A 22263-nucleotide genomic window follows, 5' to 3' on the forward strand; every position below is an offset into this window, starting at 1 on the left:
GGTCCCCCTTTCTTTCAAGAAAGGAGCATCGTTTCTCATGCTTTCCTTTAATCAGCTTTCGCATGCTTGCCCTTTGCAAGAAGAGAACATTCTGCTTCGCACAAGAAAGCAAAAACGATTTTCCGTAGGTTGGAAAATCGTTTTTTATTTCCTTATATTTTGTCTGAACGGGAACCATCCTGGTTTCCGGTCTGACGTTTGAAAATCTGATTTATCTCTTTTAAAAATTACTATTCGCAGAATCCACCTGCTCAAATCTCAATTCTCAAACCTGCCTTACTTCTGGTACATCACTCCGGATTTGCAGGTAAATTCGGTCACTTCTACCTTGAGCACGTTCACATGGCGGACCATGGCATCGCTGAAGTCATGGACTGTCCCTGCATTCAGCCGGGTAATGTTGTTGAGAATTTCCTTCTTTTCCTGCAGATCTTCCACAATGGTGGCCAGGCCAGTACCGATAATGCTTCCGTAGGAATTGCCGTAATCGCAGGGATCCTGGCTGTCCACAAGTTCAAATCCCGTATCTATTTCTACGCAGATTTCCGGATTCTTTTTCACGATATCCCACTTTTTCCCTTCCATGGCCCCGTGGGAATAGAAAGTCAGCTTTCCATCCTCGTAGGTGTATCCATAGTTGGTTGGTACAACATACACATGGCCATCTTCCTGCATCCCCAGATGGATAATCTTGCAGCGGTCAAGGATCTTACGGATGATTTCCGGATCAGTGATAAATCTTGGTTTTGCATACGGTGTCATAAGAATTCTCCTTTATTAAATATATGTTGAATGAATCCCTCTTTGCCAATGCATAAGAATGATTCTCTGAAACAGACGACTTTAATGTATGTGATGCGATGAATTCCCGGACAGGCCGCCCCCATATTTTCTAATCATGTCCGCAGCCCAGGCCTCATCAATTTCCTCATATACGGTCCCATCAGCATCCTGCCCCAGTTTGAAAAAAGACTCCAGTACATCATAGAGCTGTCGGGTATAGGGAACCATGCCCATCTTTCCGCCGGCTTCAAACACATACATCACCGGTTGCTGTTTTCCATCCACTGCGCCCCACCCATACCGTAGGGCCAGTGCCTCCACATGGTCATTCTTCAATCGTTCCCGGATAAACAGTTTGGATATTTCCACAATCCGGTCATCCAGATCATCGTAAAGGATAATAATTTTCTCCCGCATTTCATCCAGGGTATGCACCAGACGGAAAGAATAAGGATGCATGGTATGGCCAAGCTTTCCGTCCAGCAGGCGGTACATCCGTTCAAGCGAAGCATTCACCTTCTCCCTGTCCTTTTCTTCCCGGGAATGCAGAAGATATATCATCCACCCCTTTTGCATATCGTGATACAGAAAATCATAAGCCACATAATTCTGTCCGCCGCAATGGGGACAGGAAAACAGGGCAAACGTGTTTTTCAGGAGCTGTTCTTCCAACTCCGGATTCAGCACATTATTAACGCTGTCCCACAGAGTAAAAGATGCCGGTTTTCCACACATAGGACAAGTAAGCTCTATGGTTCGTTTCTGTGACATATCCTGCCCTTTCCTGTTACTTATAAAACTTCTGCATGATAGCCCAGCGTGCCAGATCCCCTTTGAAGACATCTGGTTCAAAACGAGACCCTGTAACCACCTTGCCATCACAATCCCGTTGGAGAATCAGTGCACTATCCCCAATATCACTGCTGCCGGATGTGCAGAACGGAATAATGAATTTTCCTTCCATATCATAACTTTCCAGGAAAGTTTCAATGATGCGGGGTGCCGCATACCACCAGATAGGAAATCCGAGAAAAATATTCCGATACTGATCCATATTTGGTACACGGGTCGCAATTGCCGGACGAGAGCTGCTGTCATTGCATTCCAGACTGGTACGGCTTTCCGGATTATGCCAGTCGCAGTCTTCTTCCGTATACGGCTTCTTCGGAACAATCTCAAATAAATCTGCGTGTGCTACCTGCGCCAGGTTTTCCGCCAGTTTTCTGGTGTTCCCTGTAACAGAAAAATAAGCTACCAATGTATTATTCAATGGTTCAGACATAATAAACAGCCTCCTTAACCCTATGTATATTTATATTATAGTCAGATTTTCCTCTATGGTCTACTAAACTACACGGATATTCCCCGCCAGCTGTGACTTTACCGCATAAATCCATGCTTATTTTATATAGAAGAAATTTTATATTTCCCTTTTCTTTGCTATGACTAAATTATATAATGAAGCCAATCAATCTATTTTAGTCATAATTAGGTGGCAGGCCTCAGGATGGGTCTGCACTATGGAAAAGGAGGAATGCTGTATGCCTGCTTTAATGTCGTTATCTTTATCGTTAAAATTTGTTATTTTCGCCACCGCTATTTTTGTTTCTAATATTGTCCAGGCCCTTACCGGATTTGCCGGTGTCATGCTGTCCATTCCACCGTCCATGCTGCTGTTTGGACCCGACATGGCCATTGCAGTCATCAATGCACTCTGCTGGGGTGTTTCCGTAGTTCTGGCCTGGAGAAACCGCCGCTACCTTAACTTGAAAGGCGTACTCACCATTGTGGGATTCATGCTGGCCGGCATGGCCATTGGCGTCAAACTCTATTCTCTGGTGTCCCCGCAAATCATAGGACCTGTATACGGCGGAATCATTGTAGCCGCTGCACTGAAAAACCTGCTCGTAAAGCCTTCCGAAAAGCCTATGAGCCACTGGCTATCCGCAGTTATCCTCATCGGCGCAGGAATCATCCATGGTATGTTTGCTTCCGGCGGCGCCCTGCTTGTAGTCTATCTGGCGGCTACCTACCACAATAAATACACCTTCCGCGCCAATGTAGCCGCCGTATGGTCCTGCCTCAACCTGGTCCTCATGTTTAAGGACTTTGAAAAGGGAATGTTCAATGCCCAGGCTCTCCACCTCATGCTGATTGCCATCATCCCATTGCTTCTGGCTGTATACATCGGAAATAAAATCCACAGCCGCATCAACCAGCGCATGTTCAACTACAGCACCTATGGTCTGCTCCTTCTCTCCGGAGCCATGATACTGTTATGAGCCTTCATAGCAGACGATCAGGCTTCCGATGAAAAGCGGATACTGCATATCACATGTTTGTAAGAGAATGTTCCACTCCCTCTTTGCCATCTTCACATTGCATAGACAGTACATTTTTCTCTTTATATATGAAATAAAAACAGACCTCGTTGTGAGGTCTGTTTTTATTTCGCCTTAGTTTGAAGGCAGAAATGACGAGCCGTTGACATTTCTCCAGTCTGCTAAAAAGTTTGATAATGGATAATCTGATGGGTAGTCCTAACACAAACAGCGCCGGCTTCCGGTCTGAATTCTGTTTGTCCGCATTGTCTGATATCTATTTTCCTGTATGTTGGCAATTCCTCTCCCTACCCAAATCTCATACCTGTTTTTATCCTTCCTTTATAGCTTCCATCGTAAAGTTTCCCGGAGCGGCATGGTTGAGATTGATTTCTCCCTGTTTATACCGGGAAAGTGTCTTCAGTACCGCCTCTTTTTCCGTTCATTCCATCCACACCGAGTACAAACATAACCCTTCCCTTATATTCGGATACATACTTCATCCGCATAGCCAAAGGCGATTCTCCGAAAAGCTGCATGCACCGGGAACGTTCCGGATATTTCTCGCAGCTGTCCATCAATTTCATAAGACAGTTTCTCCTCCTGTCCCCTTCCTGATTCAGAGCCGCCATCAAGCCCTCTGGAGATAATCCCTGCTGGGCAATACATTTATTCATGTGTGCAGTGGCCTGACGAAGCAGAATTCGTCCGTCATTCATCCGTTCCAGCAAGGCGGTCGCAAAAGGAGATGGTTCCCGGAAGCTAAGTTTGGCCCAGGGATTACCAAGCAGATCCACCATGCCTGCATCATCATAATAATCGGACATATCCGCTTCTTCCATAGCCCCCAGATAACCGGCGCTCTGGTATTCATACATTTTTTCTACAGGAACCGGCCGGAAGAAATAAAACCCCTGGGAAATTTCACACCCTATTTCTTTCAGAAAATCATATTCCTCCCTGGTTTCTACCCCTTCACAAAGGGTATGGATTCCCATCGTCTTGGCCATGTGCACCACATGGCTGATAATAACGGAAACCTGGGGATTGACTTCGAAGGAATGCAGGAATGCCAGATCCAGCTTAATCAGATCCACCGGATAATCCTTAAGGATGTTCAGGGAAGAATACCCGCTGCCAAAATCATCCAGCCAGATTTCATATCCGGCAGCCCGAAACCGGTTCAGCACCTCCTTCATATGTGCAGGGCGTGCCGCCAGTGCCGATTCGGTAATTTCCAGATACAGATGTTCCGGTCCCAGCCGGTACTCTTTGCGGATCGCCTCAATTTCCTCAAAGATATGGCATGCCTGGAAATCGATGCGTGACAGGTTCACGGAAATTCCTGGAATTTTCCTCCCTTTATCCAGCCCCTTACGCAGAAGGGCCGCTGCCTGCCGGAAAATTTCCAGATCCAGCAGATAAATCTGCCGGGACTCTTCCAAAATCGGGATAAATTCTCCCGGAGAGATGATACCCCGTTTCGGATCTATCCACCGGGCCAGCGCTTCAAAGCTGCATATTTCCCCGGTAAGGTTCCGAATCTGAGGCTGCAGATAGGCCTCAATCCAGCCATTGCGGATGGCTTCTTTCAGATGACTGCGTATATACTCCCGTTTCTGATAGAAGGCTTCCACTTCCCGATTATATACCTGAATAAACTCTGTTCCCTGTCGTTCCGCATAGGTAAGCGCCCACCGCGCCTTATCCAGTGCTTCCGTCCCGTCATACGTTTCCTGATGGCAGTAGCATATGCCTGTGCGAATAGAACAGATGCCATCCGTCAGCTGATTCTGCACCATTCTTCGCACCACAGCTATGCGTTCCGACATATCCCGCTGCCCGGTAATGACAATAAAACTGTCATCTACATAGCGCACAAGGAATTCAGAAGGAAACTGTGACCTAATGGTGTGTCCTACTTCCTGCAGAAACTGATTGCCGCGGGTGTTACCAAACCGTTCATTATACGCATGCATATCCACTACGTCGAAAAGAATCAGCGCCGGGAAATTTCCCCGATCATGGATTTCCTTCATAAACCCACTGGCAAAATTGTTGAAATAATTAATGTTGGGCAGATTGGTTATAGGGTCATGATACAGATTCTGTTCCTGCATTCCCATGAACTGAGAATAACTTTTCTTCAGATACAGATTCTGCATGGTCAGATCTTCCATATTCATAACGACAAACGTTACTCCATGCCCTATAAGCTGCATGCGGGCATTTACCAGGAGCTCGTGATACTCTCCTTCAATAAGGAAGCGGTATATCATACTGGCAGCCTTCCCCTTTTCCAGAGATTTTATGGTTATGGATACACGTCCCGCATCTTCCGGATGTACCCGGCTCATGCTTCGACTCCGGAGGTAACGCAGCAGATCTTCCCGACCGGAATGAACCATCTTGCAGAACCCATCCGTTATGGCCAGTATTTCCAGATGATCTTTCATTTGCTGATAGAGCAACATAGGAACAGGCGATTTTTCAAAAAATCGTTTCTTTTCCTTGTCTACCGGATCGGTTTCTTCCGGTATCTCTATCGCCGCCGAATGACAGCGGTCACTGAAAAGGGTAATCCGGTTTTTTCCTTCCTTCTTAGAGTAGTAGAGCGCTAAATCCACTTCCTGATACAGTTCCTGATAATTATGCGTTTCCGGCCTGGTTTCCGTAACCCCGCCGCTGATAGTGAGGGGATAATCCAGTCCAAAGTCGGTCGCCTCAATGTCCCGTCTCAGGCTTTCTGCCACTTCCCAGGCTTCCCGGGCGCTGTGATTGGGGAATACGCACATAAATTCATCCCCGCCCCAGCGACCAATGAGCGCCCTCCCATCCAGGCAGGCATGCATCCGGCCCGCCAGTCGTTTCAGTACCTCATCCCCTTTAATGTGACCATAGGTGTCATTTACCGTCTTAAAATGATCAATATCAAAGAGGAAAAGTGAAGTAACATCGCTCTGCCAGGTATCAACCACCGCATTTTCCAACCGCATCTCAATGGCGGTACGATTCAGCAGATTCGTCATCCGGTCATGTTCTGCATCGGCCTTCAGTACATCCATGCGCTGATGAAGGTCCCGGGTGGTTTCTTCCAGGAAAACAACCAGCTTGTCGGTCAACATCTGATCTTCACTCATTTTCCCCACCAGCGTATCGGTAAGCGGGCTCCTGCTCCCTGGGCGCTTATCTCCTTCACGGAATGCCGCCAGCACCGCCGTACTGTTCCGGAATACCAGGTGGCTTCCATCCCGCAGTACTTCACCAAACCCGGCGCAGGAAATAAACTGGTCATTAACCTGGCGGTAATAGTCAATTTCCCGATCAGCCATAGCATTACCCAGAAAAATCCGGCGATTAATGCATATCGTTCCCCATAGAGCCTGTGGCTGAAAATCTATGAGGCGATTAGCCAGATGCAGTGACTCCTCCATAAGATATTCCATGCGGGCATATGACAGACTGACCTTGTCGCCCACCTTCAGCCGGCCTCCATACTGCGCCCCATCCTTATAAAGCCCGGTAGGAAGGCAGGCCGTAACATATTCCCCTTCTCTTTTTACCAGAGGAAAGGCGCAGATATGGGAATACATATTCGCGTCAAAAGGAATGTGAAGATATCGGTAATACATATCCACCACACTCATATAATCAATTCCGGTGACCATCCCGTTGGTCTTCACTCCGGTCACAGTCATTTCTCGCCCCAGCGGTTTCCATCCGAAACTGGTTCCTGTGGTGATATGCAGATTTTCCCCACAGAATACCACCAGAATCACGCTGTCATAAAAGGATTTACGACCGCAGAAAACTTCCGTTTCTTCCGGTTTATGCATATCCGCCCCGGCCTGCATCCCAAAAATGGGAAGCTGATTATAAGTCTTTGGCAGATAGGAAACAAATTCTTCCGGTTTCTGCTCTGACCCAGAATACAGGTACATGATTCCCCGCACATTCTGCAGCAGGCTCAGTTTTTTCGTAAAATCCCGTGCCGCCTCCCTGACGGAAACGGATTTCTGACTGAACCGGTAGATGTAAAAATCACTCTCTTCAAAGGTCATCAGCGTAAGCACCGTTCCTTCCGGAATCGGAATATCCACGTCCAGATTGGTGATACTGGTACATCCGGTCAGGCGCACACCGGGAAATGTATTGCACAGCGCAAAAAGATGCCGCTGAATATCCCCCGGGCTCTTGAGTCCTTCATGAATAATAAATAGCGATTTTTCCGGATCCTGTATAAGGTTTTCCTTCTGAATGGTCTCAATAACCTTTTGTACAGGTTCCCCTTTTTTCAGATAAAATGTGCGCTGTTTCATACCTTCCTGCCTTCTGTCTGCTGTAAAAAAACGTACAAACCTATCCTTACCCCATTAATAATATAAATCTAAGCCAATGCAATAAAACTTTATCGCTTTTCCTGAATAATCTCTTTCAGTACCCCGCGGCATCCATCGAGAACATCCCGGAATGTGGTATCAAAGTCACCGGTAAACCAGGGATCGGCCACTTCTCCCGACCGGTCCGTATACTCCATGAGCAGATGCACCTTGTGCTTCTTATCTCCTCCGGTAAGGCGCATGATATCTCTACGGTTTTCCTCATCCATGCCGATTACCAGATCCGCCTGCTCATAATCTTCCATAGTCATCTGCCTTGCCGCCCGAGGCGCAAATGGTATACCTTCCTGTGCCAGTTTCCTTCTGGCCGGAGGATACATATCATTTCCTTCCTCATCCCGGGTAGCGGCAAGCGAGGATACTGAAACCCTGTCATCCAGCCCGGCTTTTTTCACCAGGTCTTTCATAATAAATTCCGCCATAGGCGAACGGCAGATATTGCCGTGGCATATAAAAAGAATATGTGTCACTGTGCAAACTCCTTCCCTGTGCCCTGCGTATGGCCACATTCCGAATTCAGGCATTCCCTCCGGTTTCTCTGGTCCCGCCAGGCATACTCCGAACGCCTTCTGATAAATACAGAGGCATCGTATCCTTACTGATTTTTGCTATTATTGTATCAGAAAAAATATGCTCTTACACGAAAAAACTATTCCGCCCGCTTCTGCTCACATCCAAGGGAACACTCTTGCATGTACTCCGTCCACTGCTATGTGATTTAGAAGACTCCCGGCCGCCACTCTGCAAGTTAATCACCAAAAGATACTGTATCCATTTGTTTTTTCCGAAAGTTTTGATGTCCCCTTTACCAGGCAACTGGCAAAAGGGAATTTTCATACGTCATACTTATGATTTTAAAAACCATGGTATGGCCATGTATCAGGAAGAACCATATCCTGAAACAACGAAAGGGGCCAACAGAAGGTCGCATGATGGTCCACAGATTGTACTGAAAAGCATATAATCGAGACTCAACCACAAAAGGATGTTTCCAATGGAGTAACCGCATTTTATCCGGAGCCTTCGTTGCCTGTTTTGCTATTTCAATAACTATACCCCCTGGATTAATAACTGCCCGGGTTCCTAAATATAAGTGAATGAGATATACTACCCTTAGAAATAACCTCGAGAGAAAAAAGGAGGCTGCGTATCTCAAAGCGAAAAACAAGCATCATACTAAACCTCAGCACCAAGGGATACTGACTGATATACTTTGCCAGGCCCAGGGAATTCATGAGCCAGTCAGAAATTAAATAAGGAAGGATGTGTAATTATCGTGTTACCAATGGAAAAATCTATCTTTTCTCGCAAACGCTGGATTGAAAGCAAAATGCCCACCTGTGGATTTCATAAGGAAGGGAAGGTCTATGTCCTGAAAAAGACCTTTTTCAATGGCGACTTTCTGGCCATTCTTTCTGTCGATGCCACAGGACAACTTACCGGCCGTGTAATCGATACGATGACACAGGATGACTATGATGCGCTTTATCAGAAAAACGCCCATGGTACGTATGTCAATATGGTTCGAGCCGCCTATGTCAAACTGCTCGAAGACATCGCTGCCAGCTGCTGCCGGGATGTCCTGTTCGCCTCCCCTCAGGCCAATCGCCTGACCGAGGCCATTCTTGCTGATTTCCAGGTGAGTCCGGATTTCCCCTGGAAAGGGGAGCCCCCATATCAATCGTATGGTGCCTTTCGCCACACATCAAACCGTAAGTGGTTTGCCTTAATCATGAATGTAAAACGCGCTGTTCTCGATAAGGATAGCGCCCCCGACCTGATTGATATACTCAATCTAAAAATCCATCCAGAAGAAACTGAAGCACTGCATGCAGTTCCCGGTATATATCCTGCGTACCACATGAATCACCGGCTATGGATTTCGGTAGTCCTTGACGATACCCTGCCGGACGAAAAAATCATGAACCTCATTCGAACCAGCTATCAGCTTACCCGATAAGCGGATATGCTGGCGGCCTGCGAGTCCTGAAATTCTGAAATCCAAATGGTTTTCCAGTGAAAGGAAGGCCGGTCTGCCTTAACGTTTGAAATAGAATAACGAGTGCATTATTCCTTTTCACAAGAGAATATTCCGCTCCATGCAAAGAATCCGGAACACCTATTGAAAAAGCGACCGGAAAATTCCTGCCGCTTTTTATTCTTTCTGATTGGCCGCTCACAGCCGCCTTGAGCCATGACCGGACATGTTATTGCTCATCGCTAATAATCGTATTCCGCCCCATATTTTTAGCGCGGTACATGTAATGATCAGCACGGCTGATTATGGAAACTATAGTATCTTTTTCCTGCACCGCCGTAATACCTATGGACATGGTGATATGGAGTTTTTCACTGTCATAAGGAATAAAGGCCTGATTGACTGTTTTCTGCAGACGGTTGGCAATGACCATCGTATCTTTTTTGTCCTTAATCAGGAAAATCCCAAGAAACTCTTCTCCACCCCAGCGGCCTATCGTATCGGTCTTGCGGCTCGATTGCTTCATACTTTCTGAAATCACTTTCAGCATGGAATCACCTGCCAGATGACCATACTGTTCATTAAATTTATGAAAGTAATCTATATCCGCAAAAAGGACGGCAAACGACTGACGAAGCCTGTGAAATTCTGAAAAACGCATTCTCAGGGTAGCTTCCAGCAGCCCCCGGTTCGGAAGATGGGTAAGCGGATCATGATAAGCCAGAGAGTAGAGATTCTGCACCAGGGAAGTATCTCTATCCAGTAAACTCAGCTCTTCAAATACTTCCGCCACCATGGTAATACGCCCCTGGTCATCTGTCAGGGGAATAAAGTGAGCACTGATAACTACCCGAAACCCGTTTTTATGGGTAAAAATGAGTTTTTTAGTTTTGGTTTTTTCTTCGTCCATGCATTGCAGCAGAGGGCAATAGGTCTGACAAAGCGGTGTTCCCTTCTCATCCAGATGATGCAGGTTTGTGGCCGCACATTTCCGGCCGACCATTTCTTCCCGGGTATACCCGGTAATGCGCTCGGCCTCATCATTCCAGAACAGAATTGTCCGGTCAGGACTTACAAACTTACAATATATAATCCGTACGGTAATTTTTCTGCCAGCTGATAAAATACTTCGGCCTTCATCATGTATCCTGTCACTCCTTCACCGCACTCATTTTTCTATGCTCTTCCATCATATACGCTTATTATCAATCTGTCTATTGTAAATAATGGCATCCTGTAAAAGACAGATCTGAAATATGGCAGGTAAGGCCCAGCCCCGCAGAATGGCACATTCCTGAGCCACAGACTCCTCTCCTGTATAACAGGCTCAGATGTTGAGAATTCTTTCGTGAAACTTATCCAGCGTAGACCGATGCCCTACACTGATAACGGCGGAGGGCAGGTGGGCCAGCAGGCCATATAATGCCGCTTCAGTTTCTTCATCCATCGCCGAGCTCGCCTCATCCAGGAACAGCCACGCCGGCCGCTGCAACAGAATGCGCACGAATGCCGCTTTCTGCTGTTCCCCCAGCGAGAACACCTGCATCCAGTCACCTTCCTTATCCAGCTGATTCACATGTTTTTCCATCCGGCATTGCTTCATCAGGGGAAGCAGCACCTTATCTTCTGCATCCTGTCTCGGATAGGACAGGGCATGGCGGAGTGTCCCAAAGGGAAGATATGGCTTCTGTGGGATAAACAGCATTGTCTTTTCTTCAGGCAGCTGCAATTTTCCTTCTGCAAATGGCCAGAGACCGGCCAGCACACGAAGCAATGTGGACTTGCCCACACCGCTCGGTCCGTGGATAATCACCTTTTCTCCGGGCTGAAGAGCCAGCGACAAATCAGGGATGAGTACCCTTCCATCAGGCAGGCTGACCTTTACATGGCTAAGTGATACCCCCTGTCCGCCCCGGACAATCTTAAGCCTTTTCGATGCCACCCGTGCCGCCTCCTGTATCCCTTCCATATGATCAGTAAATGAGCAAAGTCGGTCCGCACAGGCCTTCCAGGCCGCAATACCTGTGTACGCATTGACCAGATAGGACAGCGAATCCTGTACTTTTCCAAAACAATTGGCAATCTGCATCAATCCACCAAGAGAAATCTTTCGGGTGAGATACCGGGGAGCCGCCACCACAAATGGGAAAATAATGGCAATCTGACCATAACTGCTGGTGAGCCAGGATAACTGCTTATTTTTCCGTATAATCATATACTGATTCGATACCGCCTGGAGGAATCGGGAAAATAACGTTTCCTTCTCCCGGCCGCCTCCATGATAAAAGGCCACGCTTTCTGCCGTATCGCGAAGACGCATCATACCAAATCGAAAATTAGCTTCCCTTTTCTGCTGCTCATAATTCAGCGCAATCAGTTTCTTCCCCACCTGATGAGTCACCCAGGTACCGGCCACAGAGTATAAAAGGGCCGTCCACACCAGGTAGCCTTCCAGATGGAATATGTATCCCCATAGAGTAAACGTCAGTATCTCTGACAGATTCCACAGCACTACGATAAAGCAGACTATGGTAGTTACCGCCTGGAGCAGCCCCTGCATGAGACTCAGTGACTGGGACGTAAACGAATCAATATCCTCCGAAATTCGCTGATCTGGGTTATCCCCCCGGCCACCGGAAAAGGCCTCCATGCGATAGTACATATCACCGGCTGTCCACTGGGCCAGATATTTTTCCGTCATCCAGCAGCGCCAGCGAAGAGCCAGTCTCTGCTGGAGATAATCCGCATACACAGCAAAGGCAATATAGGCAAAGGCATAACCGGTAAACTGAATAAGGCCATGATAAATCGCCTGCTGGTCATAATTCTGCAATGCCGAATAAAATGAATTAAACCAATCATTGAGCAGCAGCGTCATATATACGGCAGCCACCGTAAGTGCAGCAATCGTTATCGCCATACCCCAGGCCCGCTTCTTCTCCTCCCCTTTCCAGTACGAAAAGAGGAGCCGGCTAAGAGAACATCGGTATTGTTTATCCATCATAATCCCTCATTCCTTTTCACATCCTTAAGGCCTATTGTACCAGATTGCCCGCCCTGCCTGAGAGTCGTACAATATAGATAAGAATAACTATAGTTATAAAGGAGGTCCCTTATGAAAAAATGGATACGTATGGTTCTTATTGCCCTGGTGCTGACGTTGGGAATAGTTCCTCTTTCCCATGCATCCAACCCCATTTCCAGAGATGGATACTACCACGGCATCTTCCTTGGCGGCAAAGTCAAGGTTGTCAACTATGGAGCTGATATAAAGGTGAAAGTGGTAAACTCCTTTGCCGACCTTAAGGTAAAACCGGTCACTTCCTTCCCGGATGATGTCGGCGAATGGCAGTTTGTCAGCTATGGAGAAGACTTTACCATCCAATACGTAAACAGCTTCCCCGACATCACCATCCAGTTCGTTTCCAGTTTCCCGGGAGTAAGATGATAAATTGAGCCTGCGGCTCATGGTTTGCAGAAATCCTTACCGGGTTTTCAGGTTGGTGCGACAACTAAGTATTGTTGTTTCGCCAATGACGTTCAATACATACCCACTCCATGAGTATGTAAAAACACATAAATATCCTATAGCCAAAAAAGATGGACCCCATCACCTGCTTCGGCATGGAGTCCATCTTTTTCAGTATATGTACTTTTACTGTTTATTCTTTTTCTTATAATATTCTGCCTTATCCCGGTACATGGCGTTATCAGCTTCCTGAATGGCATTCATAATTTCTACGGCATCGGCTATCCACTGACCACCTGCGGCAATGGACAGATTACCAAGGTGGGACGCTTCATCCCGCAACCGTTTCAGCTGACTGGAAAATTCGCTTTCGGTCACATGTTGGAGCAATACTACAAATTCATCTCCGCCAAGGCGGTATACATGGTCCGCGCCATAGAGTCCCACCAGAAAACCGGCAACGGTACAAAGAGCTGCATTTCCTGCCAGATGCCCTTCCGTGTCATTGATTACCTTCAGCCCATTCATATCAATAAAGATAACCCCGACACAATTATGCGCCTGCCTCAACCGCAACACTTCATTACTGTAAGCATTCCAGTTATTAATCCCTGTCAATCCATCACAGTGCCCGAGATGCTCCAGTTCATGAATGAGATGGTGATTAGTAATCCTGGCCCCAGGAAAAAAGAAAGCGTTTCCAGAAGTTCTGCCGTATTAAACTGATCCGTCACCTCGAAATTATCTATCCCCAGATATCCGGCAATACGCCCCTGGCGATAGAACGGAAAAGCCATAAGACTTTTAATTCCCTGTCGCTTCAGATTTTCATAATCCACCATGTCGCCCATATTTCTGAGCACTTCGATGTCTTCCATGATTACACCGGGAGAATCCCTGAGCAACACTTCCCATCCGGAAATATATTCCTCATAATCCAGATTCTGCAGTGTTTCTATTTCTGACTGAATTCCTTCTGCACACCATTCAAAGGTATTGGAAACAGTAATCCCATCCGTTTCCAGCAGATAGATTCGGTCCGGATGAATAAACCGGCTGATTTCCTGCAGTGCATGATTCATAGCCGATTCATAACCTTCCCCATCGTTCAATATCTTGGCAATGCGGACAATAGCCTCATTAGTCACCCGCTCACGCTGCACATGCATCTCCCGGGCATGCTCTTCACTGATGTTCATGAAGATAAAAGAAACATATCCAGGCTCTGCCAGTGGCTGCACCACAAAATTCATCCATTGCTGCACTTCCGGGCTGTAAATCGTTTCATGTATCGTCTTCCCCGTGGTGACAGCCGCCTGGCAACAGTCCAGCCAGCGCCGGGCTCCTTCTCCGTAAACATCCAGAAAATACTTGCCGATGAGTTCTTCCCGTCTCATCCCGGCTGTATGGCAATACGCCTGATTGACAAACATGTACTGCGTATTCACTATGCTTCCATCATCTGCATATATAATTTTAAAAATCACATATGGCACCGGAATATCCTTATATGTGTCTACTGCATATGTTCCTAGCTTTAGTTCCATCACTGTGTCTCCATAATTTATGTGCCCTGACCATAGATTACGCTACTCCGGACCCGTCAGAAAAGAGGCGCAGGAATAGCCATCGGCATTCTCACTATATTTATCATTCCTTTATTATATTGTTATACATTAACCGATGTCTGTCAACCACTATATAGAGCCGATATGAGATTGTCAAACGGAGAGGATATATGAGCCTATAGCTCGACGTCCGCCCCCAAGCAGATATGAGATATGAGGTTTAAGATTAGAGAGAAAAAACAAGTATACTATACCCATGATTGTGAACCCTGCTAAACTGGCAAAAGGTCAGGGCCGTGAGGACGGTGAAACCTTCCATTGGAAGATTTCGAGCTGTGGATACATTGATGAGCTGAATCTCAAGGCCCGGAAATCCAGGAAGGGTTTCTGCGGACCTTGAACCAAGGGGGGGGAAATCTTCGTCTGACCGTCTGCCTTGCAGACTTTCCGACAGCAGAGTTCAGTTTGTGAATTTTTTCAAGCTCGCTTCAGTATATGTTCCCACACAGCGGTAAGTACGTTTTCGCTGTATATTGCTTTTTCCTTTTCAAACATAGCCGCAGCCGCTTTACCGGTGAGTCCGGTGAGTACCCCGATAAACCGGGCTCCTGCTGCCCTGGCTCCCAGTACATCGGAATAGGAATCGCCTATCACATACACTTCATCAGAAGCATGAATCCTGCCATCCGTTATATACGCTCCGTAATTTTCTGTCCGCCTGCCATAAGCAGCACAGAGGTACAGGAACGGCGATGGCTTTCCCAATGGAATATTCCCATACTGAGCTGAAACCTCCTCTGCATCCGAAGCGGTGGCTATGTACACCGGATCAAAGGCTTCATACCAGCCAAAGAAACGAAATGGAATTTCCACTTCTTTGGCCCCTCGTCCCGTGGCTACTCCCAGAGAAAATCCGGCAGCCTTTAACTGTTTCAGCATATTCCGTATATCTCCTGCATCCCCGAGCGGATTCTCTTTCTGCAGGAACCCCTCCTTTGGGGCACCATATACCTTTTCATGCATAATTTCCGGAAACACTTCATCTCCCAGATACCACTGCTGAAAAGCCAGCTGATGCATGCGGAAAAATGAAGAATCCAGATTCATAAACGGAAGCTCCCTTCCCGCCTCCACCTCTGCCGCCTGACGAAGACAAGCAAAAAGTGCTGCCCCCTCTACCTGAGATTCCACATGGGATTCCCAAAATAAAAGTATCTCCTCCGCCCCCGGCACAGCCCTATCCGCCAGAAGACTGCCCAGAGCCTTTACCTCATCCAGGTTTTTCAGAGACAGAGGGGGTAAATGTCCGGTTTCCTCCCGGAATTGACGCGCCATAAGCCAGGAAGCGGTTATAAGAAAAGCATGCACCATTTCCCAGTTTGAATTGATACCATGCGCCTTCAGCCACGACAGCAGCGTATCTCCTGCCCATACCCGGTCCCGCACAGCGGCAATCCATGCATCATCTCCATGAAGCGGCAGTCCTGAATCGTTGGCAAGCCCCATATAATACGGACTGTACAGCCATTCCCAAACCGTAAGAGCGGACACATCAAAATATCGTTCCTCACTCAGAAGAACCCCGTCCACATCAAAAATGACCTTCTTCATAAGCCCTCCTCATAAGCCGGACATAATGTAATAATCCTATAGTATGTATTTATAATACGACAACTGGCTACGCTGACGGCAAACCATCGAACCTGGTAAGATAACCACTCCCCTGCAAAACGCTCATCAGAGAATTCGGATGCAGAACGAAAAAGCCTCATTTCCCCATATGCCATGCGGCTGTGCCGCCGGCGAACCATCGAGCAAAGCGCCCTGATTTTTCAACCCCGTATTTCAGGCATGAAAAAAGACAGATTCTCAGCCACTTCTGAATCTGCCTTTGCCTTTATTCCCTTATAAAATTATTCATTCCTGCCACGGGCAATGACTTCCTGTACGGCTTTAAATTCCGGATCGTTGTCAAAATCATACATATTCTTCTTACCTACTGCGTAATGGAGCCATACGAATCCATCATCGAGAAGCTGCACATCCAAGGGCCTGAACAGCACTGGATGATCTTCCGATATACCCGGCCTGGCCATAAACAGAGACTGGGTGTTCACATTGCCATCCGCTGCCGGCGCCAGGATAAGGCTCATTTCATCGGTAAGTCCTGCCTGGATAAAGCTCCAGTTTACGGTACCACCACCGCCGAGCATCATGCTGTCCACATGAAACAGGGATTTTGCCTTCCGGCAGAATTCTTCCAGGTCCACATGGTCGTCTCCACATAGGATATAACTGATTCCCTGGCGGCGAAGGTAATCACGATATGCATTGGATGCCCGATGGGACATGACTTCCACAATATGTGCCTTTTCCTCTCCGAAATCGGTGGTATTCTTTGTCCATGCCACACGTCCCTTACTGTCCAGAACAAACTGAAAACGGCCACAGGATGCCCCTGGTGCCAGGTAGTCACCTTCTGGAACCGGCGCAGCATTCTCATCCACTTCCGGCACCGCATATCCGGTCTGATTATCTTCAATGGTGGTGCGGCCTTCCACCATCGCCTGAAAAGTAAACTTAGCCTCCGGTCCGAAAATCGTACGGTAAAACGGATCACTTTCCGTATTGGTCTCCGGAATCCAGAGATATTTTCCCATAATCTTTCCATCCAGGGAAATTTCCATATGGTTAAAAATAAACGGGCGTTCGGAACGATTCATACTTCCTCCAGTCTGCATACAGGACATTTGCCCTCATGCCAGCTTTTCTGTAAATTATTTTCAAACTCTGCTACGGGTATCGGTTTAGAAAAAAGGTATCCCTGCAGCAGATCACAGTCCATCTCCAGAAGGGCGTCCCGCTGGGCGTTGGTTTCTACCCCCTCTGCCACCACCGTCATATCCAGCAGTTTGGCCATGTGAATCATGGACTCTATGATAATCATACCACGCATACTGCTGTCCTCTTCCAGCTTAAGAAAATCCATATCCAGTTTCAGCGTCTGCGCCTTAATGTTCCTGAGCGTGTTCAGCGACGAATTCCCCTTTCCGAAATCATCGATTTCCAGCTCAAATCCCGCTTCCACCAGCCGGTCAGCCACCCGTTGCCGCAATGCGGATCGGGAAATAATGGCACTTTCTGTAATTTCCACATTGATTTTATTTCTTGGCACCCCATACATATCGGCCAGAGAACAAAGGGTATCCGGCACATCCAGATAATCAAAGTCTTCCGGAAATACATTGAGGGACAGTTTTAAATGGGAAAACGGAGTCCCTTCCCACTTTTTCAGAAGCTGTATTGCCTGCCCCCACACGTAGTGATCAAGGCGTACAATCTGGCCGGTCTGCTCCAGAAATGGAATAAATTCGCCGGGAGAAATGATTTCTCCGCTGGCGGTAACCCACCGGGACAGCACTTCAGCAGACACCACCTTGCCATGCCTATCCACCTGCGGCTGCAGGTATACCTGGAACTCACCTCGCCGTATGGCCTTTTCAAATACATTGATCAGTGCACGGGCACGCCTTACCTTCTTGAGCTGCCCGGGCCGGTAATAGGCTATATGACTCTGTGGATCATCCATAATGGTTTCCTGGGCCGCCCAGGTATATTCAATCATCCGCGACAAGGGAATATTGACTGAATCCCCCATAAAGACGCCGGCGTGAATGTGTACGTGAAACACATCTTCCCCCGCCTCCTGTTCCACTCTCCAGAGCATGCGCTCCCAGTTTTCCGCATAGAAATCATGCCTTGGCATCACCACAACAAATACATCGTCCCCCACGCGGCCGGCAATGGATTCTTTGGGTTTTATCGAGCGAATCCGTTCCGCCAGAAGCACGAGGAGGCGATTTCCTTTTTCCATTCCATACAGATTATTAATAATCCGGAAATGACGCACATTCATCTGAATCAGTACAAAATCTTCATCCCGGGCTTTGAACGTCTCCAGCAGCCCCCGGGCATGAATAAAGAAGCCATGCCGGGTAAACATGCCGGTAAGGGTGTCATAGTACGCCAGTGCGAGATGCTTTTCCGTACTTTTATCAGGAACTGTCTCCCGTTCTTCCTTCGTCGCCAGTCGATAATCCAGCCGTTCCAGCACCAGGGCATCCATCGTCCTTCCGGCACCGGAAATGACCAGGGGCACTGACTCCACCAGACACAGCAACTCCCCCATCCGTTCCTTTTTAAGAATCTTCTTCCCTGTATAATGCGCCTTGTAGCTGGAACAGTTGCTGCATCGTGACGTAGCTCCCCATATATTGAAACAGGGTCTTCCGTAGGAAAACTCCTCTCCACACACACGGATTTCCCTGCACTCTTCCGGCACCACCAGCCTGGCCACATCATGATTCTGTTTTTCCTCTTCCAGCCGGCTCGCCACTTCGTCAATCATCCAGTTTAATTTTTCCATGGTTTCCCCTTTTATGATATATTCCACGGGCTCTCATCCCTTCCCCTCTCAGGAGTGAGAGCAATGGACACGGCCGGCCTGTCATAAGTTCTCCATCAGAGGCCAAACTGCCAGCCAAATTTTTCTACAAATCCTGGCACCGGTATCGGCCAGGAAAACAGATAGCCCTGCAGATAATCGCAGCCCAGGTGAATCAGATAATCTCTCTCTTTTACCGTTTCCACCCCTTCGGCTACAATATGCATCCCCAGGCGTTTCCCCATCTGAATCACCGATTCAATGATGACCTCGCCTCGCTTTTTATCCTTTTCAGTCATCTGCAGGAACGCCATATCCAGTTTCAGAGTCCTGGCGTTAATGTCTTTCAGTGTATTGAGCGATGAATATCCCTTTCCGAAATCATCAATTTCCAGCTGGAACCCTGCATCCACCAGACGATCGATGACCCGGCTTTCTTTCACCCGCCGGGAGAGGATGGACGATTCAGTAATCTCTATTTTCAGTTTTTTTCTGTCAATGCCATAGGTGTCAGCAAAGGAAATGAATGTGTTTACCACATCCATATATTCAAAGTCCTGGGGCGATACATTTACGGAAATGGTAAGTGGTTCCAGAGGCGTCCCCATCCATTTCTTCAGCAGTCTGGCCGCTTCTTCCCATATGAACCGATCCAGTTCCACAATCTGTCCTGAATTTTCCAGAACCGGGATAAATTCAGCTGGCGATATGGCCGTGCCATCAGGAGTAATCCCCCGGGCCAGTACCTCGGCAGACACCACCTTTTTGTCCCGATTGACCTGTGGCTGCAGGTAAATGGTAAACTCTCCCCGCTCCAGCGCCCCCTTAAACATATTCACCAGGCGCTGTCCTTTAATGAGTTTTTTCATCAGTTTCGGATTGTAGTAGGCAAACCGGCGGTTCACTTTTCCGATTATGGACTTTCTTGCCATATCCGCATGATTAATCATAATGGGCACCGGAATATCCGGCGCAGTTATGGCATACACGCCTGCATGTACCTGAATGTGATAAATATCCTTTTCTACCGCCAGGGAAATATCCTTCAGCAGTTTTTTCAGGTTTCTTTCCTGGAACCTCCCTGACCGGCAAAAGATGGCAAATTCATCCCCGTAAATTCTGGCTGCATACGAATGACCGGACAGGCCTTCCCGGATACGCCCTGCCAGAATCATGAGCACCCGGTTGGCCTTCCCTTCACCATACAGTTCCCCAATGAGCCGGAAATTATGAATATTCAATGTAATTATTACATAATTTTCCTGCTGTTGTTTCATCAGTTCTTTACGTACCCGTCGACAGAATCCTCGTTTATTCAAAAGCCCGGTGAGCGAGTCCCGCCCCTGTCCTCCCATATGCCGGCGTGAAGAAAACGTCTGTACCCGGTTCATTTCCCGACCTGTTGCCGGACGGGAATGCATACATTCCATCACTACGGGAACCTGCACCCCGCTTTCAGTCATCAGGCGGAAAGGGGTAGTCCGTATCTGCAGCATCTGATTTCCCTTTCGTATCCTGGCATACACCTTCTCTTCCATATGACAGGCACGGAAATTCCAACAGGCATCACATCCATTTCTGTCTTTACGCTGACAAAAATCCCCGTACCGGAATCCTTCCGGCGTAACCACTATTTCCCTGTTTTCATCCGGATTAATGAGGCGGACAGTCTGCCATTTTCTTTTTTCCTGCCGCACCCATCGAGCGGCCTCATCCAATGAAAGTTCTTTATAATTCACAGGAAACTCCTTTCCTCTTTCACACTCTGGTTCTGCCCATGGCAGGTTTACAGACTTATACCTGTCCCGCTGCCAGAAAAGCCCGCGTGAGAAGAATAAGGGCATCGAACACCTGGAGCCCCGGTCTGTTAAGGAACCAGACAGACCGCCTGTTAAAAGCCATCCCGGAAAGGCTCTCTTTCCTACACCCTGAAACTATATATGATATTCACATGTACATTTTTTATATATAAATAAATCCTTTATGCTTATTTTTCCATATACAGTTTACAACTTATTTACTAATACGGCTATGTCGACAAATATTATTTATCTTAATTTTATTTTTAAGGGTATGCCAATACGAGCCTTTGTATTAAGAGATGGACCGCCTGCAGAAGACAGGCTGTCAGACGACAGACCGGACTGCCCATGATATGGACTTGCATCCATTGTGATATGTACCCCCTTTACTGGACAATTAGTAAAGGGGGATTTTTTATGCGCTATACCTATGAATTCAAAAAACATTGCGTTGACCTGTATCGGAAAGGACAATATCCGAAAACACCTGAAGGCTTTTCCCAAAGGGGTTTTCGCATGATGGTCCGCAGATGGTGTAGAAGTGTGGAAATACACGGTTTCAAAGTGCTGAAGCATAAGAAACGGAACAGAGTCTGGACTACGGAAGAACGGTTCGAATTGGTTAACCGCGTTTTATCCGGGGAATCCTTTACCTCCGTTGCTATTTCCGCAGGAATATGCCCTGGTGGATTAAATACCTGGATTCACAAATACAAGAAAATGGGATATATTGGCCTTATAGATCGCAGGAAAAATCGAAAGCCAAAGGAGTCCCATATGAAGAAACACAAACATACCCAACCAGGAAGACGCAAGGAATCAGAGCATGAGGAACTTATCCGCCTGAGATCAGAAATTGAATTCTTCAAGGCACAGAATGAATTCTTTAAGACGGAGAATGCGGTAATAAAAAAAGAAATAGCCTTGAGAGAGCAAAAGGCGACAGCGCGTCTCAAGGCGAAAAAGCAGCCATCGTCCAGGAACTCAGAACCGAAGGATATCGACTAACCTACCTTCTCAAAGCCATGGAACTGTCCCGTTCTACGTATTATTTTGAAATAGGGAAAAAAGATCTTGTTACCCTCCGAAATGAAGGCCTGGTAAAGACAATAGTAGCCATCTTTAATAAGAATAAGGGACGATACGGGGTACGGAGAGTGCATCATGAACTCATTCATCTGGGATATAAGGTGAATCATAAACGGGTATATCGTCTGATGCGTATGGCAGGCCTTATGGGCAAGCGTCCGAGGGAAAAGGGAAAGTACAAGTCCTATAAAGGATGTGTGGGGAAAGTGGCTAAAAATATCATAAACAGAGATTTTGCGGCAGAAAAGCCTTTGCAGAAGTGGACAACCGACATAACCCAGTTCAATTTCTCCTGGGGTAAGTGCTATCTCTCCCCAATTCTTGATATGGCTACCAATGAAGTCATAGCCTATGACCTCTCATTAAGCCCGAATCTGGAACAGATCAAGCGTATGCTTAATAAGGCGTT

Annotated in this window: 18 protein-coding genes; 5 read left to right on the forward strand and 13 right to left on the reverse strand. The window is 47.3% G+C overall.

Annotated features, from left to right (window positions below; genetic code table 11):
- Nucleotides 1–276: 276 nt before the first annotated feature.
- From BLQ79_RS07135 to BLQ79_RS07145, 3 genes are all read right to left on the reverse strand, one after another.
- Entirely contained in the window at nt 277–762 is a 486-nt protein-coding gene (locus BLQ79_RS07135) for a pyridoxamine 5'-phosphate oxidase family protein (protein ID WP_091365302.1), read from the reverse strand.
- An 81-nt stretch (nt 763–843) separates the two neighbouring features.
- Nucleotides 844–1554: a CpXC domain-containing protein gene (locus BLQ79_RS07140; protein WP_159427877.1), complete on the reverse strand. Its 711-nt coding sequence runs from the start codon at nt 1552–1554 to the stop codon at nt 844–846.
- Nucleotides 1555–1570: 16 nt separating this feature from the next.
- Entirely contained in the window at nt 1571–2065 is a 495-nt protein-coding gene (locus BLQ79_RS07145) for a flavodoxin (RefSeq protein ID WP_234944953.1), read from the reverse strand.
- 259 nt (nt 2066–2324) lie between these two features.
- Between BLQ79_RS07145 and BLQ79_RS07150 the strand changes: the two genes are divergently transcribed.
- The gene (locus tag BLQ79_RS07150) at nt 2325–3065 is read left to right on the forward strand and encodes a sulfite exporter TauE/SafE family protein (RefSeq protein ID WP_234944954.1); all 741 of its coding nucleotides are present in this window, start codon (nt 2325–2327) and stop codon (nt 3063–3065) included.
- Between the two features lie 440 nt (nt 3066–3505).
- Here BLQ79_RS07150 and BLQ79_RS07155 read toward each other — a convergent pair whose 3' ends face one another.
- Both BLQ79_RS07155 and BLQ79_RS07160 read right to left on the reverse strand, forming a co-directional pair.
- A complete protein-coding gene (locus BLQ79_RS07155) occupies nt 3506–7423 on the reverse strand; it encodes an EAL domain-containing protein (RefSeq protein ID WP_091365307.1) in 3918 nt (1305 codons plus the stop codon).
- A gap of 89 nt (nt 7424–7512) precedes the next feature.
- Nucleotides 7513–7974: a low molecular weight protein-tyrosine-phosphatase gene (locus BLQ79_RS07160; protein WP_091365309.1), complete on the reverse strand. Its 462-nt coding sequence runs from the start codon at nt 7972–7974 to the stop codon at nt 7513–7515.
- An 815-nt stretch (nt 7975–8789) separates the two neighbouring features.
- On the opposite strand from BLQ79_RS07160, the gene BLQ79_RS07170 reads away from it, so the two are divergent.
- A complete protein-coding gene (locus BLQ79_RS07170; protein ID WP_234944956.1) occupies nt 8790–9464 on the forward strand; it encodes an MmcQ/YjbR family DNA-binding protein in 675 nt (224 codons plus the stop codon).
- A gap of 247 nt (nt 9465–9711) precedes the next feature.
- Here BLQ79_RS07170 and BLQ79_RS07175 read toward each other — a convergent pair whose 3' ends face one another.
- Both BLQ79_RS07175 and BLQ79_RS07180 read right to left on the reverse strand, forming a co-directional pair.
- The gene (locus BLQ79_RS07175) at nt 9712–10629 is read right to left on the reverse strand and encodes a sensor domain-containing diguanylate cyclase (RefSeq protein WP_327020076.1); all 918 of its coding nucleotides are present in this window, start codon (nt 10627–10629) and stop codon (nt 9712–9714) included.
- A 180-nt stretch (nt 10630–10809) separates the two neighbouring features.
- Nucleotides 10810–12486, reverse strand: a complete 1677-nt coding sequence (locus BLQ79_RS07180; protein WP_091365318.1) for an ABC transporter ATP-binding protein/permease — start codon at nt 12484–12486, stop codon at nt 10810–10812.
- 111 nt (nt 12487–12597) lie between these two features.
- On the opposite strand from BLQ79_RS07180, the gene BLQ79_RS07185 reads away from it, so the two are divergent.
- Nucleotides 12598–12930 (forward strand): hypothetical protein, encoded by a 333-nt coding sequence (locus tag BLQ79_RS07185; protein ID WP_091365320.1) that lies wholly within the window; start codon nt 12598–12600, stop codon nt 12928–12930.
- Nucleotides 12931–13137: 207 nt separating this feature from the next.
- Here BLQ79_RS07185 and BLQ79_RS07190 read toward each other — a convergent pair whose 3' ends face one another.
- The 6 genes from BLQ79_RS07190 to BLQ79_RS07215 form a co-directional block, all read right to left on the reverse strand.
- On the reverse strand, nt 13138–13569 hold the full coding sequence (locus BLQ79_RS07190; protein WP_159427878.1) for a GGDEF domain-containing protein: 432 nt from the start codon (nt 13567–13569) through the stop codon (nt 13138–13140).
- Nucleotides 13566–14498, reverse strand: a complete 933-nt coding sequence (locus BLQ79_RS07195; protein ID WP_091365324.1) for a PAS domain-containing protein — start codon at nt 14496–14498, stop codon at nt 13566–13568. Before BLQ79_RS07195 ends, BLQ79_RS07190 begins: the two co-directional genes overlap by 4 nt.
- A 498-nt stretch (nt 14499–14996) precedes the next feature.
- Complete coding sequence (locus BLQ79_RS07200; RefSeq protein WP_091365326.1) at nt 14997–16130, reverse strand: HAD family hydrolase; 1134 nt, start codon at nt 16128–16130, stop codon at nt 14997–14999.
- Between the two features lie 302 nt (nt 16131–16432).
- The gene (locus tag BLQ79_RS07205) at nt 16433–17242 is read right to left on the reverse strand and encodes a RibD family protein (protein WP_091365328.1); all 810 of its coding nucleotides are present in this window, start codon (nt 17240–17242) and stop codon (nt 16433–16435) included.
- Entirely contained in the window at nt 17239–18945 is a 1707-nt protein-coding gene (locus BLQ79_RS07210; RefSeq protein ID WP_143270114.1) for a bifunctional diguanylate cyclase/phosphodiesterase, read from the reverse strand. Before BLQ79_RS07210 ends, BLQ79_RS07205 begins: the two co-directional genes overlap by 4 nt.
- 95 nt (nt 18946–19040) lie before the next feature.
- Nucleotides 19041–20702 (reverse strand): GGDEF domain-containing phosphodiesterase, encoded by a 1662-nt coding sequence (locus tag BLQ79_RS07215; RefSeq protein ID WP_159427879.1) that lies wholly within the window; start codon nt 20700–20702, stop codon nt 19041–19043.
- Between the two features lie 840 nt (nt 20703–21542).
- Between BLQ79_RS07215 and BLQ79_RS08390 the strand changes: the two genes are divergently transcribed.
- Both BLQ79_RS08390 and BLQ79_RS07225 read left to right on the forward strand, forming a co-directional pair.
- Nucleotides 21543–21773: a hypothetical protein gene (locus BLQ79_RS08390; RefSeq protein ID WP_234944955.1), complete on the forward strand. Its 231-nt coding sequence runs from the start codon at nt 21543–21545 to the stop codon at nt 21771–21773.
- A partial coding sequence (locus BLQ79_RS07225) for an IS3 family transposase (protein ID WP_234944958.1) occupies nt 21737–22263 on the forward strand: 527 nt, incomplete at its 3' end. The genes BLQ79_RS08390 and BLQ79_RS07225, both read left to right, overlap by 37 nt.

The sequence above is a fragment of the Dialister histaminiformans genome, from assembly GCF_900103425.1.
Lineage (GTDB): Bacteria > Bacillota > Negativicutes > Veillonellales > Dialisteraceae > Allisonella > Allisonella histaminiformans.

Excerpts from the sequence above, each read along its gene's own strand:
- BLQ79_RS07135 (WP_091365302.1), bottom strand. The coding sequence starts at position 762 with ATGACACCGTATGCAAAACCAAGATTTATCACTGATCCGGAAATCATC.
- BLQ79_RS07140 (WP_159427877.1), bottom strand. The coding sequence starts at position 1,554 with ATGTCACAGAAACGAACCATAGAGCTTACTTGTCCTATGTGTGGAAAA.
- BLQ79_RS07145 (WP_234944953.1), bottom strand. The coding sequence starts at position 2,065 with ATGTCTGAACCATTGAATAATACATTGGTAGCTTATTTTTCTGTTACA.
- BLQ79_RS07150 (WP_234944954.1), top strand. The coding sequence starts at position 2,325 with ATGCCTGCTTTAATGTCGTTATCTTTATCGTTAAAATTTGTTATTTTC.
- BLQ79_RS07155 (WP_091365307.1), bottom strand. The coding sequence starts at position 7,423 with ATGAAACAGCGCACATTTTATCTGAAAAAAGGGGAACCTGTACAAAAG.
- BLQ79_RS07170 (WP_234944956.1), top strand. The coding sequence starts at position 8,790 with ATGGAAAAATCTATCTTTTCTCGCAAACGCTGGATTGAAAGCAAAATG.
- BLQ79_RS07180 (WP_091365318.1), bottom strand. The coding sequence starts at position 12,486 with ATGATGGATAAACAATACCGATGTTCTCTTAGCCGGCTCCTCTTTTCG.
- BLQ79_RS07185 (WP_091365320.1), top strand. The coding sequence starts at position 12,598 with ATGAAAAAATGGATACGTATGGTTCTTATTGCCCTGGTGCTGACGTTG.
- BLQ79_RS07195 (WP_091365324.1), bottom strand. The coding sequence starts at position 14,498 with ATGGAACTAAAGCTAGGAACATATGCAGTAGACACATATAAGGATATT.
- BLQ79_RS07200 (WP_091365326.1), bottom strand. The coding sequence starts at position 16,130 with ATGAAGAAGGTCATTTTTGATGTGGACGGGGTTCTTCTGAGTGAGGAA.
- BLQ79_RS07205 (WP_091365328.1), bottom strand. The coding sequence starts at position 17,242 with ATGAATCGTTCCGAACGCCCGTTTATTTTTAACCATATGGAAATTTCC.
- BLQ79_RS07210 (WP_143270114.1), bottom strand. The coding sequence starts at position 18,945 with ATGGAAAAATTAAACTGGATGATTGACGAAGTGGCGAGCCGGCTGGAA.
- BLQ79_RS08390 (WP_234944955.1), top strand. The coding sequence starts at position 21,543 with ATGAAGAAACACAAACATACCCAACCAGGAAGACGCAAGGAATCAGAG.